At 76.8% G+C, this 728-nt stretch carries 1 protein-coding gene; it reads left to right on the top strand.

Translation table 11 applies throughout. The annotated features are described in order from the left end of the window. Positions 1 to 235 precede the first annotated feature (235 nt). Positions 236 to 580, top strand: a complete 345-nt coding sequence (locus VR44_RS35260; RefSeq protein ID WP_045951728.1) for a DUF952 domain-containing protein — start codon at positions 236 to 238, stop codon at positions 578 to 580. Positions 581 to 728: the final 148 nt, after the last annotated feature.

Genomic DNA, 728 nt, shown 5'->3' with positions numbered 1-728 from the left:
TGTTGCCCCCGCCGCCGCCCGCCGCCCCGCCGCTGCCGCCCTGGCCGCCGCCGAGGAGTCCGCCGAGCAGGGAGCCGAGGTCGTTACCCGCCATGGTCCTGTGCCTTTCGAAGGGGGGCCGGGCGCGCGCGTCGGCGGCGGGCCCGGCTTCGAGACACGGACAATGTCGCCCGGATCACCCCGTACCGCCACTTGGTGCGCGGCCGGCGGCCGGTGGTGCGGTAGAACCACCGGCATGATCTTCCACATCGTCCCGCTCTCGGACTGGAGCGCCGCTCCGGAGCTCCCGTACGCCCCCGCCTCGCTCGCCTCCGAGGGGTTCGTCCACTGCTCGGCGGACCGGCCGACCGTCCTCGCCATCGCGGGGTCCCACTACCGGGAGGTGCCGGGCCCGCTGCTCGCCGTGGAGCTCGACGAGGCGGCCCTGACGGCGGAGGTCCGGCGCACGGGCGGCCCCGGCGACCCGTACCCGCACGTCCACGGGCCGTTGAACCGGGACGCCGTGGTGCGCGTGTGGGAGGTCGTACGCACGCCCGGCGGCGGCCCGGCGGAGCTGACCCCCTGGCACCCGGGCGGATGAACCGGAGTGGCGGGCTTCGATCGGGGCCCGGCACGCGCCAGGATGCTCCTCGCCGCCCCCGCCACCGACCGAACCACGGAGCTCCCATGACTGAGTCACAGACCGCCCGGCGCACGGTACTCGCGGCCGGGGCGGCCGCCCTGGCGGG

The organism is Streptomyces katrae (assembly GCF_000966975.1).
Lineage (GTDB): Bacteria > Actinomycetota > Actinomycetes > Streptomycetales > Streptomycetaceae > Streptomyces > Streptomyces katrae.
This window is presented reverse-complemented; position numbering and strand designations above follow the sequence as displayed.

Coding starts and splice junctions, on each gene's coding strand:
- VR44_RS35260 (WP_045951728.1), top strand. CDS start 236: ATGATCTTCCACATCGTCCCGCTCTCGGACTGGAGCGCCGCTCCGGAG.